The organism is Pseudoflavonifractor sp. AF19-9AC, assembly GCF_003478995.1.
In the GTDB taxonomy this organism is placed as follows: domain Bacteria; phylum Bacillota; class Clostridia; order Oscillospirales; family Oscillospiraceae; genus Lawsonibacter.
On sequence record NZ_QUGI01000003.1, the window covers coordinates 350,255 to 366,099 of the forward strand.

General features: G+C 58.0%; 13 protein-coding genes. 7 read left to right on the forward strand and 6 right to left on the reverse strand.

What is annotated here, in order from left to right:
• Positions 1-112: 112 nt before the first annotated feature.
• Complete coding sequence (locus tag DWX58_RS07310) at positions 113-673, reverse strand: TetR/AcrR family transcriptional regulator (RefSeq protein ID WP_118642417.1); 561 nt, start codon at positions 671-673, stop codon at positions 113-115.
• Positions 674-995: 322 nt separating this feature from the next.
• Here DWX58_RS07310 and DWX58_RS07315 point away from each other — a divergent pair, with 322 nt between their 5' ends.
• The 7 genes from DWX58_RS07315 (at position 996) to DWX58_RS07345 (ending at position 8,829) form a co-directional block, all read left to right on the forward strand.
• The gene (locus DWX58_RS07315) at positions 996-1,394 is read left to right on the forward strand and encodes a NifB/NifX family molybdenum-iron cluster-binding protein (RefSeq protein ID WP_118642419.1); all 399 of its coding nucleotides are present in this window, start codon (positions 996-998) and stop codon (positions 1,392-1,394) included.
• Between the two features lie 165 nt (positions 1,395-1,559).
• Positions 1,560-3,020, forward strand: a complete 1,461-nt coding sequence (locus DWX58_RS07320) for a sigma 54-interacting transcriptional regulator (protein WP_118642421.1) — start codon at positions 1,560-1,562, stop codon at positions 3,018-3,020.
• Between the two features lie 211 nt (positions 3,021-3,231).
• Entirely contained in the window at positions 3,232-4,140 is a 909-nt protein-coding gene (locus DWX58_RS07325) for a 3-hydroxyacyl-CoA dehydrogenase NAD-binding domain-containing protein (RefSeq protein ID WP_118642423.1), read from the forward strand.
• Between the two features lie 18 nt (positions 4,141-4,158).
• Positions 4,159-5,361 (forward strand): aconitase X catalytic domain-containing protein, encoded by a 1,203-nt coding sequence (locus DWX58_RS07330; RefSeq protein WP_118642425.1) that lies wholly within the window; start codon positions 4,159-4,161, stop codon positions 5,359-5,361.
• A 1-nt stretch (position 5,362) separates the two neighbouring features.
• Positions 5,363-5,785, forward strand: a complete 423-nt coding sequence (locus DWX58_RS07335; protein WP_118642427.1) for a DUF126 domain-containing protein — start codon at positions 5,363-5,365, stop codon at positions 5,783-5,785.
• The gene (locus DWX58_RS07340; protein ID WP_118642429.1) at positions 5,782-7,290 is read left to right on the forward strand and encodes an aromatic amino acid lyase; all 1,509 of its coding nucleotides are present in this window, start codon (positions 5,782-5,784) and stop codon (positions 7,288-7,290) included. Before DWX58_RS07335 ends, DWX58_RS07340 begins: the two co-directional genes overlap by 4 nt.
• Before the next feature lie 30 nt (positions 7,291-7,320).
• Positions 7,321-8,829: an aromatic amino acid ammonia-lyase gene (locus DWX58_RS07345; protein WP_118642431.1), complete on the forward strand. Its 1,509-nt coding sequence runs from the start codon at positions 7,321-7,323 to the stop codon at positions 8,827-8,829.
• An 88-nt stretch (positions 8,830-8,917) separates the two neighbouring features.
• Here the strand turns inward: DWX58_RS07345 and DWX58_RS07350 are convergent, their stop codons facing one another.
• The 5 genes from DWX58_RS07350 to DWX58_RS07370 form a co-directional block, all read right to left on the reverse strand.
• Positions 8,918-9,901, reverse strand: a complete 984-nt coding sequence (locus DWX58_RS07350; protein WP_158579229.1) for a 4Fe-4S binding protein — start codon at positions 9,899-9,901, stop codon at positions 8,918-8,920.
• A 30-nt stretch (positions 9,902-9,931) separates the two neighbouring features.
• Entirely contained in the window at positions 9,932-11,461 is a 1,530-nt protein-coding gene (locus DWX58_RS07355) for an aromatic amino acid ammonia-lyase (RefSeq protein WP_118642435.1), read from the reverse strand.
• A 21-nt stretch (positions 11,462-11,482) separates the two neighbouring features.
• Positions 11,483-12,025 carry a hypothetical protein gene (locus DWX58_RS07360; RefSeq protein ID WP_118642437.1) on the reverse strand — a complete coding sequence of 181 codons (543 nt, stop codon included), beginning with the start codon at positions 12,023-12,025 and terminating at the stop codon, positions 11,483-11,485.
• 108 nt (positions 12,026-12,133) lie between these two features.
• On the reverse strand, positions 12,134-13,873 hold the full coding sequence (locus DWX58_RS07365) for a sodium:solute symporter family protein (RefSeq protein WP_118642439.1): 1,740 nt from the start codon (positions 13,871-13,873) through the stop codon (positions 12,134-12,136).
• A gap of 516 nt (positions 13,874-14,389) precedes the next feature.
• Positions 14,390-15,838, reverse strand: coding sequence for a sigma 54-interacting transcriptional regulator (locus DWX58_RS07370; RefSeq protein ID WP_118642441.1), 1,449 nt, complete (start codon positions 15,836-15,838; stop codon positions 14,390-14,392).
• Positions 15,839-15,845: the final 7 nt, after the last annotated feature.

A 15,845-nucleotide genomic window follows, 5' to 3' on the forward strand; every position in this document is an offset into this window, starting at 1 on the left:
CAGTCTGCTTGATGGAATGTGACTATATCCTACCCCGGTTTTCAGATTTCTGCCATTTACAAACCGGGCCCAGTGATAAAAAACTAATCACCAGGTCCGGTTTGATAAAATATCATGCCAGGTCCGCAAAGTTTTTGATCGAACGGAAGACATTGCCCCGCATAGTAGTGCTGATTTTGTCCACAATCATTTGATAATCTGCGTGCATTCCCTGTTTGATCCAGTCCAGCATGATACCGACAAAGCTGTACTTGTAGAATTCAGCAATAAACGCCTTGTCTGCCTCGGAGATATGGACGCCCTGGCTCTGTTCCTCCACCACGCCGCGAATCAAATCATAGGTCAGTTCAAAGAGAAAATTTTCCATCTGATCCCGGCTGATACAGCGATACGCGTTGAGAATGAAGGGTTTATTTTCCAGCACTGCCTCGAAAATTTGAAGCAGGCCCTCCGACCAGGTCGTGGACGTTTTTTTCCCCTGCAGGGCCCGGGCAGCGTCCTCCACACAGGACCACTCCACCAAGTCGTAAATATCTTTAAAATGATAGTAGAAGGTCATGCGGCTGATGCCGCAGTCCTCTGTAATGTCTCGTATGGTGATCTTATCCAAAGGCTTTTTTAACAGCATCCGTTTTAAAGAGGACTCCAAGGCCTGCTTCGTGGCGGTCGACATCGTGTTCACTTCCCTCAATGATGTACTTGACTCCATTATACAAAAAGTTTGCCGGAGTGCAACCGGTACGGCCATAGGCGCGTCACCGCCAACGGTATAACATTTGCGGTGACTTTTTTAGAAAAATCACCGCACGTTCCCTGCATCGCAGTTTCTTTCCTCCCTTCTTCGCCGGGGCACAGTTGCTTTTTCCGCTGAACTGCGCTAAAATAGCTTTGGAAAAGAGCCTTTAACGCCGCTCTTTCCCGCCTTTTATTCCGGGATGGCAGGCGTTTGACTCGGTACCGCTATGATATGGTTTGATATTAAAGGAGCGAGACACATGAAAATCGCGGTAACATTTGAGAACGGGCAGGTTTTCCAGCACTTTGGTCACACGGAGCAATTTAAAATTTATGAAATTGCCGATGGTGCGGTGACTGGTACTTCTGTGGCCGACACCAACGGCAGCGGACACAGTGCTCTGGCCGGTTTCCTTCAGCAGCACGGCGTGGACACCCTGATCTGCGGCGGAATCGGCGGCGGTGCCCGCGTAGCTCTGGAGCAGGCCGGCATCCAGCTGTATGGCGGTGTATCCGGCAGTGCGGACCAGGCTGTGGCTGACCTGCTGGCAGGGACCCTGGCCTATAACCCGGATGTCTCCTGCAGCCATCACCATGAGGGAGAGGAGCACGACTGCGCCCACCACTCCTGCGGCGATCATTCCTGCGGCAATCACTGATTTTCCAAAAAGAATCCCCCCCGAAGGAAGTCGAACATCCCGTTCCGGCTTCCTTCGGGGATTTTTATGCCGACGTGCTTTTCCCCATCTTGTTCTTTGCCTCGACCTTTTCTCCACCCTGTGCTATACTAGAACACAACGCCAACGGGAGCGGGGGATAGAACCATGGAACACGATCAGCAAAGGATGCAGCAGCTGGAAGAGGAAAACTTCTGCCTGCGGGAAATTATCCAGCATGTCAGCGAAGGCGTAATTCTCACCGACCGCGCCTGCCAGATCACCGTCTTCAACCCAGCAAAAGAACAGATGGAACAGATGAAGGCGGAGGATGTGCTGGGAAAGATCTCCTGGGACGCCTATTCCCACTCCAGCAAGGAGCAGTCGGAGCACAAACGGGTATTTGACACCGGAAAGCCCATCCTCAATGCCTACCGTCCCCACGCCTACGTGGGGGACATTCCCATTTACATCCATTACAGCACCTATCCGGTCATCCGGGAAGGAGAGACTCTGGGGGTCTACACCATCAGCCGGAACGAAACCATTCTGCGGGAGCTGCTGTATGAGACCATTGAGCACAAGCGACTTCTGAGCAAAGAGGACACCAAGCGGCTGGAGCTGGTGGGCAAGGCACCGGGCACCCATTACACCTTTTCCGATCTGGTGGGCAGCTCTCCGGCCATGAAAAATCTCATCCGAGAGGCCCAGACCGTAGCGCCCCTCAACACCCCCGTCCTCATCACCGGTGAAACAGGCACCGGCAAGGAAGTGCTGGCTCAGAGCATCCACAATTTCGGCCGGGAGCGGAAAAAATTTGTGGCCATCAACTGCGCCGCCATTCCGGAAAATCTGGTGGAGAGCGTCCTGTTCGGAACGGTGAAGGGGGCCTACACCGGCTCTGTGGACCGCATCGGCCTCTTTCAGGAGGCCGGGGACGGCACCCTTTTTCTGGATGAGATCAACTCCATGAGTACCCTAATGCAGGCAAAGCTCCTGCGCGCCCTTCAGGAGCGCTGCGTCCGCCCTGTGGGCAGCACCCGGGAGTACCCCATCCAGTGCCGCCTCATCTGTGCCAGCAACGAGGAGCCCCAAACCCTCCTCCAGGAAAAACGGCTGCGCAGCGACCTGTTCTACCGCATCTCCGGCTTCTGCCTCTCCATCCCGCCTCTCCGGACCCGAAGCGGCGACACGGTGGAGCTGGCCCAACTGTTTATCAAGCTCTACAACAAGGAATTCGGCAAGCATGTCCAGCGCATGTCCCCCGACCTGGAGGACTGGCTGCGGCAGGGTCTCTGGCCGGGCAACATCCGCGAATTGCAAAATGTCATTCAAAACATGATGCTGCGGGTGGGCGAGACAGAGGAAGAAGTCACCTATGACCACATCCCCTCCTATGCCCGTCCCGTCCAGACCACTCCCTCCAATCTTCCCCCGGAGGCAGATTCTGCCGCCCGGCAGTGGGATTTAAACGGCCTGCTCCGCAGCTACCAGCGTCAACTGCTCACCCAGGCTCTCTCCCAAAGCGGCGGAAACATTACCCGGGCGGCGGCCAGTCTTGGCATTGGGCGGCAGAACCTGCTGGCCCGCATGAAGCGGCTGAATGTGGATAAGCCCAAGAAAGAGTGAATCAAAACGGGTGTATTAAAATAATACACCCGTTTCTTTTTTGTTCTCTTCCTCGTCCCGTTTTGGTACTGGTTTGGCTTCTCTGTCTTCTTTTTGCCCCCTCTGGCCTGAGAAAACAGTTGGCACAGAGGTTGCTTTTTATAAAAGCAGTCAGGCAGTTCCTTTTGCTGGTCTGCCCCAAAACACTTCAATTGACAGAGGAGATAACGCTATGGCAGAACTTGACAAGATCCAGCGTGTAACCATTGTGGGAATCGGCACCCAGGGCTCCATGATCGCTTTCCGCAACGCGCTGTATGGAAAAACCGTGGTGGGTTACAGCCGCACTGAGGCCTCAATTCAGACCTGCAAAAACAAAATTGAGAAGTGGCTGGCCTATTTTATGGAGGAGGGCCGGCTGAACCAGGAGGAGGCGGACGCCCTGCGCAGCCGCATCTCCTACGCCCGTACTCTGGAGGAGGCCTGCAAGGACGCCCAGTTGGTGGTGGAAAACGTTCCGGAGAAAATCGAGGTCAAGCAGGCCGTCTTTGAGCAGCTGGACCAGGTGTGTCCTCCCGACTGCTACCTGAACTCCAACACCTCCTCTCTCCTGATGAGCGACATCTATGCCCGGGTCTCCGACCACCGGAAGACGCTGACCTTCTCCGTGGACCACGACGACCCCATCCGCAACAACTACCTGGAGATGATGTGGAACCCCAGCACCTCCGAGGAGACCAAAAAGGCCGCCCTGGCCCACTACCACACCCTGGGCTTTGAGCCGGTAGTGACCGAGCACGAGATCAAGGGCTACTCCATCAACCGGGTATGGCGGGCTGTGAAGCGGGAGTGCCTCTACCTGTGGGCCAACGGCTACACCGATCCCGCCGAGTTTGACCGGGGCTGGATGATCGAGTGGAACACCAACATCGGCCCCTTCAAACTGATGGACCTCATCGGCCTGGAGACCATCTACAACATCGAAAATTCCTATTACGCCGCCAGCGGCGACGAGCGGGACAAGCCGCCGGCCAAGCTCAAGGAGATGATCGACGCCGGCCACCTGGGCATGAAGTCGGGCAGCGGCTTCTACTCCGGCTACGACACCGAGGCGGGCAACCTGTCCGTGGACCACAAATAAGCAGAAGGGGCGTTCATCATGGAACTGACCGCATATCAGCAGGAGCTGCTGGACGGCGTCTGGGGCAAGGGCAAGTCTATGGCCATGCAGATCCTGGTGGGCATCGGCAAATGCTTTGACGCGCCCCGTCTGGTGCCCATTACCCGGGCCCACGTATCCCTCAGCGCCCAGGAGGCCGACCTGTGGTTCTCCGGCAAGCTGCTGGCGGCGGGGGCCAGCTGCGCCGTCCCGCCCACCGTCAATCCGGGCTACTCCCTGGACTACTTCGGCGGGCAGATCAGCGAGGCGGCGGTGGAGAATATGCGCCAGGTGGACCAGACCTACCGTCAGCTGGGCGCCCGGATGACCTACAGCTGCACCCCCTATCTGGGTGATAACGTCCCGGATTGTGGGGAAATCGTGGCCTTCTCCGAGACCAACGCCACCATTTTCGTCAACTCCGTGCTGGGGGCTCGCACCAACCGGGAGAGTGCAGCCAGCGCCCTATGCGCCGCGGTGACCGGCTTCACCCCGGAGTACGGCATGCTGCTGGAGGAAAACCGTTTTGCCACCGTGGCCGTGGAGGTTCAGGCCACCCTCCGCAGTGACTTTGACTACGCCGTTCTGGGCCTGATGGGCAAGAAAATCGGCAAGGGCGTCCCCGCCTTTCTGGGTCTGCCCCGGGAGATTTCCACCGAGGCCCTCATTGCTCTGGGCACCCAGCTGAATGTCTCCGGCAGCTTCGACCTCTTCCACATCCCCGGCGTCACGGCGGAGGTACGGGACATGCAGGACGCCTTCGGCGGAAGGGATCCGCAGCGCCGGGTGGTCATTACCGACGAGGACCTGGAAAAGGCCCTGGAGACCTTCTCCCCCAGCCCCTCCGGCCCCATTGAATACTGCATCCTGGGCTGCCCCCACTACACCCTTTCTCAGCTGGAGGAGGTAGCCGAACTGCTGGCCCAAAAGGCCTCCCAGGTCCCCATTTACATTCTTACTTCCTCCACCGTCAAGGCCAGAGCCCGGGAATGCGGCCTGGAACAGCGCCTTCTGGATCTGGGCGCTCAGCTCATCCCCGACACCTGCGTAGATGAGGCCTGCTGCTGGGGCTATCTGGCGGGCCGGCCGGGTGTGACCGATTCTCCAAAGGGGGCCTACTATATGGAGACCTCCGGCATCCAGTTGGCGGTGCGGGACCGGGCTACCTGCATCCGCTGGGCACAGAACGGGAGCGTATGCTGAGATGAATGAGACATTCTCCTGCCGGGAAATTTCCCGGGGAATCGTGGAGGGAGAGGTGCTCCTCTCCCAGGACCAGATTTTGTTTTACCACGCCGACCCGGCCACCGGAGTCATCACCGAACGGGGCCACTGTCTGGAGGGAATCAGTGTCAAGGGAAAGATCCTGGTCTTCCCCGGCGGAAAGGGCAGCTCGGTGGTTCAGATGGACGGCATGTATAAGCTGGAACAGCACGGCACCGCCCCCCTGGGCCTCATTGTCCGGGAGCCGGACACCGTGCTGGTCTCCAGCGCCATTATTATGGAGCTGCCCATGGTGGATCGGGTAGAGGAATCCTTTTATGACACCATTCAGAACGGTGACCGGATCCGGATTGACACGGAGCACCAGGTCATCCAGCTTTTGGAAAGGAGACGTGACCTTTGAATGCTGTTCGATTGACCGGACATGACCTGACGCTGCAGGACCTGTATGCCATTGCCTGCGAGGGCTGTCCAGTGGAGATTGACCCTGCGGCCTATCAGCGTCTGGCCCAGGGGCGGCAGACCATGCTGAAGCTGGCCCACCAGGGCAAGGCCATTTACGGCTTTAACCGGGGTGTGGGCTGGAACAAGGACCGGGGCGTGGACGAGGACGCCCTGGAACTGGAAAACCAGAAAGTCATCCGCAGCCACGCCCTGGGGCTGCCCCCTTACAACACCGTGGAAGAGGTCCGGGCCATGATGGCTATTCGGCTGAACAACCTGCTCATCGGCGCCTCCTGCTCCACCGATGAACTGGCCAACCGCTACCGGGATTTTCTCAACCACGGCATTACGCCCCAGGTCCCCAAGCGGGGCTCGGTGGGTGAGGCAGACATCACCACCATCACCCACATGGGCATGGCCTTTGCCGGGGAGGGCATGGTCCACTACCGCGGCCAGCTGGTGGAGGCCCGTCAGGCCATTGAAGCGGAGGGTCTTCCACCCTACCGCTGGGCACTGAAAGACGCCCACACCGTCATGCTCTCCAACTGCCAGGGCGAGGCCACCACCGCTCTTCTCCTCAAGGAGGCGGAGGAGCTGGTGAAGATGTCCGACCTCATCTTCTGCCTGGACTACGAGGGGCTCAACGGCAACATCGAGGCCATGGGCGAGGAAGTAAACCAGCTGCGCGGCCTGCCCGGCCAGATTGAGTGCGCCGCCCGCTGCCGCCGCTATCTGGAGGGCAGCTACCTCTATGAGGACCACCCTGACCGGGCGCTCCAGGACCCCCTCACCTTCCGGGGCGGCTTCACCATTACCGGTACGGTGATGGACGCCATCCACTACATTCAGGACTATCTGAGCATCCAGCTCAACTCCCCCTCGGACAACCCCTGCATCATGCCGGGCACAGATGAGCTGTACGTCAACTCCAACTTTGAGACCACCACCCTGTCCGTGGGGGTGGAGATGCTGGCCATTGCCCTGGGCCACCTGGCCCGCTCCATCAATTACCGCATGATTAAGATGAGCGGTCCTCAGTTTACCGGCCTGACCCGCTTCCTGGCCCCCCGGGACGGGAAGGCCCTGGGCTACGCCCAGGTACAGGACACTTTCTCCGCCCTGGATGCGGAAAACCGCCTGCTGATCAATCCCTCCTCCGTGGATTTCTTCACCATCGAGGGCGACATTGAGGACCACGCCAGCAACCTGCCTCTGGCCGCCGCCAAGGCTCTCCGCCTGGTGGACAACCTGCGCTATCTGGTGGGTATGGAGGCCCTGTACGCTGCCCAGGCCGTGGATCTGCGGGACAACATCCACCTGGGCAAGTACACCCAGATCGCCTACGAGGTCATCCGGGAGAAGATCCCCACTCTGGACGAGCCCCGGGGCATCAGCGGTGACATCTTGAAGGCCTATGACCTGATTCGCTCCGGCGCGCTTCTGGAGCGGATTGAGACGGTATGACGGTCACCCGGTTCAAAAGGAGAATGAACGATGGAAACACTTGTACTAAACGGCAGCAATCTGACTTTGGAGGCTCTGCATGAGGTGGCCTGCAACGGCCGCCCGGTGGAGATTGCCCCCGAGGCTTACGCCCGTCTGGCCCACGGCCGCCAGGTGATGCAGGATCTGGCCCAGGGCGGCAAAGCCATCTACGGCTTTAACCGGGGAGTGGGCTGGAACAAAGACCAGGACATTGACGCGGACTATTTTGAAACCCAGAATCTGAAAATCATCCGCAGCCACACCCTGGGCATGGCTCCCTACAACACCGACGAAGAGGTCCGGGCCATGATGGCCATCCGGCTGAACAACATGCTCATCGGTGCCTCCTGCGCCTCGGATGATTTGGCCCACAGCTACCGGGACTTTTTGAACCACGGTCTTACCCCCCGGGTACCCCGGCGGGGCTCGGTGGGCGAGGCGGACATCACCACCATCTCCCACATGGGCCTGGCCTTTATCGGTGAGGGCGAGGTGAGCTACAAGGGAGACATCGTCCCCACCCGCCAGGCCATAGAGGCTGAGGGGCTCAAGCCTCTGCACCTCACTCTGAAGGACGCCCACACCATCATCCTCTCCAACTGCCAGGGCGAGGCCATGGCCGCCTCCCTGGTCTGGCAGGCAGAGCACCTGGTGAAAATGTCCGACCTCATCTTCTGTCTGGACTATGAGGGCTTAAACGGCAACATCGAGGCCATGGGCGAGGAAGTGAACAAGCTGCGCGGCCTGCCCGGCCAGATGGAGTGCGCCGCCCGGTGCCGCCGGTATCTGGAGGGCAGCTACCTCCACGAGGACCACCCCGACCGCGCCCTTCAGGACCCCCTGACCTTCCGGGGCGGCTTCACCATCACCGGCACAGTGGTGGATGCCCTCAGCTTCGTTAAGCGCATTCTCAGCATCCAGCTCAATTCCCCCTCGGATAACCCCTGCATCATCCCCGGGACAGACCATCTGTATGTAAACTCCAATTTTGAGACCACCTCTCTGGCGGTGGGTGTGGAGATGCTCTCCATCGCCCTGGGCCACCTGTCCCGGGCCATCAACTACCGGCTCATCAAGATGGGCTCCCCGGAATTTACCGGTCTGCCCCGCTTCCTGGCCCCCCGGGACGGCAGCGCCCACGGTTATTCCACCATTCAAAACACCTACTCCGCCATTGACGCGGAGAACCGCAGCCTCATCAATCCCTCCTCTGTGGACTTTTATCACATGCAGGGCGGCATTGAGGACCACGCCAGCAACCTGCCTCTGGTGTGCTCCAGAGGTCTGCAGCTGGTGGATAACCTGCGCTATCTGGTGGGTATGGAGGCTCTGACTGCCGCCCAGGCTGTGGATCTGCGGGGCAACATCCATCTGGGTAAGTACACAAAGATTGCCTACGACACCATCCGCGCGGTCATCCCCACCCTATCCAGCGGACGGAATGTCTTCGAGGACATCCGGGATGCCTATGAACTGATTCGCTCGGAGCGGCTTCTGGAAGAAATCGACCAGCTTTGATTGCTGTCTTGCCAAAACGAAAAAAGTCCGCCTGTTCCGTTTGGAACAGGCGGACTTTTCTTATGCAGTCTTATGCTTTGTTTCCCGCTCACTTGATGGGGGTACGGGTAATGGCACCCTTGGGGCAGTTCTCGGTGCAGACCGTGCAGCCCCAGCACTTCGCCGGGTCAAAGGAGACCTTCTTGTCCTCTCCCATGGTAAAGGCCTGGAAGTTACAGACCTGGGTGCAGCGTCCGCAGTTGATGCAGCGGCTCTCGTCCCAGTGGATCTGCCAGTAGGCTCTGGGATACTTTCCCTGGGAGCCCAGCTTTTTGGCCATCTGGATGGGATAGCAGGAGGGGCAGTCGCAGTTGCAGAAGCCGCCCTCCTCCTCGGGCTTGCCGTTGGGCATCAGGCCGCGCTTGTTCCACTCATGGAGCAGCTCCACAGCCTGCTCGGCGGTGATCCGCTGGCCGTGGCCACGGTCCCAGGCGGAGTTGTCATCGTGACGGAAGTGGATGCACACGTCCCGGGGCTTGTCGGTCACGTCCATCATGTACTTGCAGTTGCAGGGGACGCGGCAGATGAAGTCCTGCTTCATGACAGCCTCACAGGCCTCTTCCAGGGTCATAAAATCCCCGTCGTGCATGAAGACGTCCTCGCCCCGCATTTTCGCCTTGACCACATCCTCATAATAGGACATATACACTTCCAGGTCCCACTGGTTCATCAGCTCCCGGCGGGCCCGGGGAATGCGGACATACTCCTCATACTCAAACTGAGCATAGTAGGGGAAGCGGCTGTAAAAATCGGTCACCTGATACTGCAGGCCGCCGTTTTCATCCCGTACCTTGCACAGCACAGCCCGGGAATAGGCAGAGGCGATGAGCGCCTCGGGGCACCGGGCCAGACCGGCCTCCCCGATCCGCTTCTCCAACTCCTTTTCCGGGATGCACTCCTTTTCCATCAGCAGGATCAGCTTGAGCTCCTGCTGGGAGAGCATCTTCAGGGCCTCCGGCCGAAACTGTACCGGCGTATCAAACAGGTCCAGGGCCTTGTTCTTCTCCTCCATGGTCAGCTGCTTCAATTCCATTTGGGAATCCTCCTCCATATTCCTTCCAGATTAAAATTCCAGTGTTCCTACTTCCTGTTCCACGGCCCGGATATAGGCCCGGTCCATGACCTGCGCGGCCACCGCCTCGATGAGGGGCTCCAGCGCGGCATCGTTCTCCAGCTCCGGCACCTTCGTCCGCAGCAGCCGGTAGACGGCTCCGGTGGCGCTGGCGCAGCTCCGATCCTCATAGCAATCCAGGGCCTGACCATCGCAAATGAGCTCAATGGCCACAATGTACTTGGCCAGCTGGATGGCATCGTAGGCCTTTTTGGCCGCATTGTAGCCCATGTTGACGTAGTCCTCCTGATTGGCACAGGTGGTCAGGTTGTCCACCACCGCGGGGTGAGAGAGCACACGCAGTTCTCCCATGAGACCGGCGGCAGTGTACTGAATCATCATGAGGCCGTCATTATACTCCGCATTTTTGTTGAGGAAGGCAGGCAGCTCACTGACCAGGCGGTTGAGCATGCGGTCAATGCGGCTGGAGGACATCTTGCAAAGGTCGGTCACTGCAATGGTCAGCAGGTCCGAGGCAATGCCCATATAGCTGCCGTCGGCATTGCAGCCCATCAGCGCCTCAGCGCTGCCGTCCTCATCTTCAAAAATCAGCGGATTATCCACCGCGGACTGCAGCTCCACCGCCAGGGTATCCAGACCAAAGCGGATGGACTGCTTCACCGCTCCGTGGAGCTGGGGCATACACCGGATGGACAGTGCATCCTGGACCCGGTAGCCCCTGTACTTCTCCACGATGGGGCTGTCACGCAGGATATTGCGGATATTGGCCGCTGTGTTTCCCTGGTCCCGGTGGGGCCGAACGTCCATGATCTTCTTGTCCATGGCCATCAGGGTCCCCTTCAATACCTCCAGGGAGAACGCACCGGCAATGTCCGCCGTCAGGGCCAGCGTCACCGCGTCATAGAGAGCCAGAGCAGAAAAGGCGGTCACGGAGGTGGTGCCGGACACCATGGTCAGGCCCTCCTTGGACCCCAGAACCGTGGGCTCCAGACCGGCGCGGGCCAGCGCCTCACCGCCGGAGAGCAGCTCGCCCTGGTACCAGGCCTTCCCCTCCCCGATGAGCACCATGCCCACATGGGCCTCCAAAGAGATGTAGCCCACGGAACCGTGGCCGGGCACCCGGGGGGTCACGCCGCGGTTGAGCATCTGGCGAATGAGCTCCAGGGTCTCCAGGCGGATGCCCGTGTAGCCGCATCCAAAGTGGACCAGCATGATGAACATAATGGCCCGCACACATTCCTCCGGGATGGGCTCCCCCACCGCGCAGGTGTGGGCCAAAATGTGGTTGCGCTGGATTTTCACCCGGTCCTCCTCGGGGATGAACTTTCTCCAGTTGTCCCCCAGGCCAGTGGTCAGGCCGTAGATTGCCTTTCCCTCCCGGCTGAATTGATCCACATGGGCCCGGCAGCGCTTGACCCGCTCTTCATAGGTGGGAGAAAAGGTCACTGGGGCATGGTGTCTGGCTACCCGGACAACATCCTCCAGCGTGACAGTTCCCCCCAACACAACTGTCTGTTCCATGCAGCTTCTCCTTTTCTTTTGTTACAGTGCCCGCTCGACCCGGTTTCCGTCGGCCGGAATGGGGAGGTAGCGCACCCGAGTTCCCATCTTCAATTCCCCGTAAAAGGCAATGTAATAGGGGCGATAGAAGGTTCGCATCTCATACAGCTCTGCCTTGGGGACCTGACCGATCTGACGGCGGACCATCCGCACGGCCATACGCTTGGCCGTCTGAATGATCTCCTCATCCGAGTAGGTTGTCTTTTGGATGGCTTCGGAGTCCTCAATCTCAATCTCTCGTTTGTTAATCGGCTCGCCGGCATAGCTGGCTGTACAGCGGGTCCCCTCCACGACCATCCGGATTTTCTGCGAGGGGCGCTTGGAGCCGGTCTTTCCCAGCCACCGCATCAGGGGCGCAGGCTGATAGTCCAGATTAAAGATTACTTCCCGGTTTTCCAGGTACCAAAGCTGAAGGTTGATGTCCTTTTTTCCAAACATGGCTTTTCCGATGACATTTCCTCCGCCTCGGGCAACTTTCAGTGCCTCCTCCTCCGACATGGTAATGGGAGTGACCTCAATTCGCATGGTATTGTTCCTTCCTTTCCCAGGCATTGCTGTACATGATTGAAATGGGCTAGGCAAAACCTGCCGGCTCTGCCTAGCCCGGATTGCTTGCGTTGCTTTGTGAAATGCTTAGTGTTTCTTGCCTGCGTGCTTGCCGAAGGTAAAGACCTCAGTCAGGTAACGGATGAAGATACCAGTGGTCATCAGAGCTGCCACGGCGGGAGCCATAATACCCACGGGCCAGTCAGTGTTGGTGACCAGGCCCCAGCCGATGATGCAGGCGAGCACCGCGTACAGCAGACACAGCGCACCGTCCACGCCGAACCACTCCACCTTGACCATCTTCTTGATCTCGGCTTCCGCCTTGACCAGAGCTTCCTCGCGGGCCTTGGCGTCCAGCTTGGTCAGGTCGATGCCCAGACCGGGAATCTGATCAAAACCGCGGGCCAGCTCGTGGCCGAACTGGTTGCCGATGAGGTAGGCCACCAGGGACAGGGGCAGGGCGATGAGCACGGGATCCAGCTGGCCGCCCAGGGCTTCCACGCTGACGGGCTTGAAGTAGAACCAAACCCAGGAGATTACGCCCACCACCATGCTGGCGATGCCGGCCACATTGGTCTTCTTGCCGTTGTACATAATGGCAATCAGCACCGGCCAGAACAGCACGGACATGCCCAGGGAGCTCAGGAAGATCACCGCGTCATACACCAGCGGGAACTGGAAGGCGGAGACCAGACCAATGATACCGAAGACCACGCAGGAGACCCGGGTGGTGTTGATGGACCAGCGGTCGGTCAGCGGCTTTCTGCGCAGGACCGCGATGATATCGTTGGCCACAATCTCGCCGCCGATGAGGTAGTAGGAGTCGATGGTGGAAATGATGGCGCCCATCATGCCCAGGATGAACAGGCCGCGGGCCACGGGGGGCAGATAGCTGAGCACCAGCTGGATGTAGGCCACCTCGGGCTGAACGGTCATGGCGGGATCCAGAGCGCGCAGGATGATGCCGGTCATCATCAGGCAGATATCCATGGTCAGCCAGATGGAGAAGCAGGTCAGCATGGCCCGCTTGCCCACCTTGGGGCCGTTGGAGGCGCTGAACCGCTGATAGAAGGCGGGGTCCTTATACATGTTGACACAGAGCAGAATCAGCACGATGGCCTTGCCAATGGGAGTGCCGCCCAGCGGAGTCATCAGAGAGGGGTCCACGGGATCCAGAGCGGCCGCAATGCCGTTCAGACCGCCGACGCTGAAGAAAGCGGTGGGGAACACCAGAGCCACGGAGTTGATCATCAGGAAGAAGAAGATCATATCCGTAACCGCCACGCCCATCAGGCCGCCCATGCAGGCCAGAGCGGAGGAGATGGCCAGAACAATGATGGCCACCAGGAACTTGTTGGCGCCCCAGGCTGCCTCGCCCACATAGCCGGCGCAGGCAATCTCAGAGATGGACAGGCTGCCGATCACCAGCACGATGGCGCCCAGGAAGGACGCGAACTTGCCATAGAAGCGGTTGAGCAGCTCAGACATGGTGGTGTTGACCTTCACGGAGATGCGGGGCGCGACCCACAGGGCCAGGGGGAACCGGCTCAGGTGGGCGCCGATGGACCAGATGAAGAAGGCAGACAGGCCCATGGTGCCAGTGTAGCCCACGGTACCGATGGTGCCGTTGCCGCCATACCAGGAAGCGGCGATGGTGCCCACGGCCAGAGACCAGGGCAGAGACTTGTTGGCACGGTAATAAGTGTCCATGTCCTGAGCCTTCTTGCCCAGTTGTCGGACAACGTAGAAAATGACAAGCAGTGCCACTACGATGGTCAAATTGTCAACCCACGTTAAGTACTGTACAGGTGGTAATCCATTAGTCATAAATTTTCTTCCCTCCTAAATTGTTGCGCACGGTTCACACACTCTAAGTCTCGGTCTCGGAACTCACCTCTCTCCTTCAACATCACAGCCTAACCAAACTTTAAAACCTTTTTGGTTTAGGCCACGGACAATGAAATCGTCTTACTACATCTCTTTAGCACGAAAAAGAGATGTCGGAAGAAAATAGCTTCATCCGGTTTCCCGCCTTGTCTGCTACGACAGACACGTCCCGTTTCCGCCTCGAGGAGAACATCCTACTCAAGTCGACTGCGCCGCCTAATTGCATCAGGTCGGGGAACTGGTTCATGAAGCTGTTTTACATCCGAAGGTTTCTTCATTTCATTACCATTTTATCATAAGCAAATTAAATGCCAAAATTAAAAATTTAAAATCGACGAAAAACTTTCTGTTCTTCAACGTTTTCTTCTAAAATCGGACAACTGTGTGGATGCCCCTGTTTTTATATGCATCTTTTTATTGACATGTGAAAGAAAACATTGCGCATCCTTGTCTTGCTTACAAGGGGTCTCCCAGCTCCAAACGCTTAATTCGTTGTGACAAATTCTGTCGCTGAAGCCCCAAATCCCGGGCCGTTTTGGATATATTTCCATTGTTCTCCTTCAAGCGATGGGTAATGATCTCCATTTGGATCTGCCGAAGGGTCTCCTGAAGGTCCGTTGTCGCCAGATAAGAGGCTTCTCCCTGGGCCGCCGCCTTTTCATAGCCCAGCAGACTGCCGATGTCAGCCTGAACGTCCAGTTCCTCTTCCACCTCTGATACGCGCAGCATTAAACTGCGCAGCACCCGCTCCAGTTCCCGGATATTTCCCCGCCAGGCACTGTTGAGCAAATACTCCCGCAGCTGCTCTGACATATGCGTTACATTTTTGTGGAATTCCCGGTTATACTGGCGAATCAGTTGCTCTGCCAGCTCCAAAATGTCCTGCTTTCGCTCCCGCAGCGGCGGAATGGCCAAAATAAAGTCGGATATACGATAAAACAGGTCCTGACGCATCAGCTTGTCCCGCAGCAAGGTACCCGCCGACTCGTTGCTGGCACAAATCAGACGGCACTGGATGGGATACTCATCCATACTGCCCACGGGGCGGACACACCGCTCCTGCAGAGCACGCAGGAGCTTGGCCTGCATGGCAACGCTCATGGAATTGATCTCGTCCAGAAACAGCGTCCCATCCTCCGCCGCGCGCAACAGCCCCTGGCTGTCCACTGCACCGGTAAACGCACCCTTTACGCTGCCGAACATGGTGCTTTCCATCAGAGTATCCGGAATGGCTGCACAGTTTACCGCGACAAAGCGTTTGTTGCCGCGCCCAAAGTTGTGGATACTCTGCGCCAGCACTTCCTTTCCGGTACCCGTCTCACCCGTAATCAGAATGGAGGCATCCAGACCGGCAATGGTCTGCGCATCCTTAATAACCTGCTTAATCTGGGGTGAACAGCCCACAAAATCTTCGAAGGTAAATTTAGTACCCTTGGCCAAGCTGCGCCCCGCCCGCTCTTCCTCGTCCTCCACGTGCAGGCTGCGTTTGTGCTCCAGGGTCTCATAAAGAAGCTCCCGAAGCGTACTCTCATTCCGGCTGATGCTGTATACCCCCAGCACTTTTCCATCCCGCATCACCGGATAAGTACTATAATAAATGTAAACGGGTGCCTCACCCACGTAGGCATGGGGACGATAGGCGTCTAAAATGGGGACTCCGGTATCCAGAACCTGCTGATGCTCAGAAATTTCCCGGTTGGAGTGGGAATAGACCTCCCAGGAAACTTTATTCAGCACATCCTCCGCCTTCATCTGCTCCATTTTCTCTTTTGCGGGATTGAATACCGTGATCCGGCAGTCCTGATCCGTCAGAATGACCCCTTCGCTCACATGCTGGATGATGTCTTCCAGGCAGTATATGCGCTCTTCCAGCTCTCGAATTCGATCTTCCTGCCTGTCCGACATCTATATC

Bases quoted from the DNA above. Each gene is read 5' to 3' on its own strand.
- DWX58_RS07365 (WP_118642439.1), bottom strand. From the start codon at position 13,873: ATGACTAATGGATTACCACCTGTACAGTACTTAACGTGGGTTGACAAT.
- DWX58_RS07335 (WP_118642427.1), top strand. From the start codon at position 5,363: ATGAATGAGACATTCTCCTGCCGGGAAATTTCCCGGGGAATCGTGGAG.
- DWX58_RS07310 (WP_118642417.1), bottom strand. From the start codon at position 673: ATGTCGACCGCCACGAAGCAGGCCTTGGAGTCCTCTTTAAAACGGATG.
- DWX58_RS07355 (WP_118642435.1), bottom strand. From the start codon at position 11,461: ATGGAACAGACAGTTGTGTTGGGGGGAACTGTCACGCTGGAGGATGTT.
- DWX58_RS07350 (WP_158579229.1), bottom strand. From the start codon at position 9,901: ATGGAATTGAAGCAGCTGACCATGGAGGAGAAGAACAAGGCCCTGGAC.
- DWX58_RS07330 (WP_118642425.1), top strand. From the start codon at position 4,159: ATGGAACTGACCGCATATCAGCAGGAGCTGCTGGACGGCGTCTGGGGC.
- DWX58_RS07325 (WP_118642423.1), top strand. From the start codon at position 3,232: ATGGCAGAACTTGACAAGATCCAGCGTGTAACCATTGTGGGAATCGGC.
- DWX58_RS07320 (WP_118642421.1), top strand. From the start codon at position 1,560: ATGGAACACGATCAGCAAAGGATGCAGCAGCTGGAAGAGGAAAACTTC.
- DWX58_RS07315 (WP_118642419.1), top strand. From the start codon at position 996: ATGAAAATCGCGGTAACATTTGAGAACGGGCAGGTTTTCCAGCACTTT.
- DWX58_RS07370 (WP_118642441.1), bottom strand. From the start codon at position 15,838: ATGTCGGACAGGCAGGAAGATCGAATTCGAGAGCTGGAAGAGCGCATA.
- DWX58_RS07360 (WP_118642437.1), bottom strand. From the start codon at position 12,025: ATGCGAATTGAGGTCACTCCCATTACCATGTCGGAGGAGGAGGCACTG.
- DWX58_RS07345 (WP_118642431.1), top strand. From the start codon at position 7,321: ATGGAAACACTTGTACTAAACGGCAGCAATCTGACTTTGGAGGCTCTG.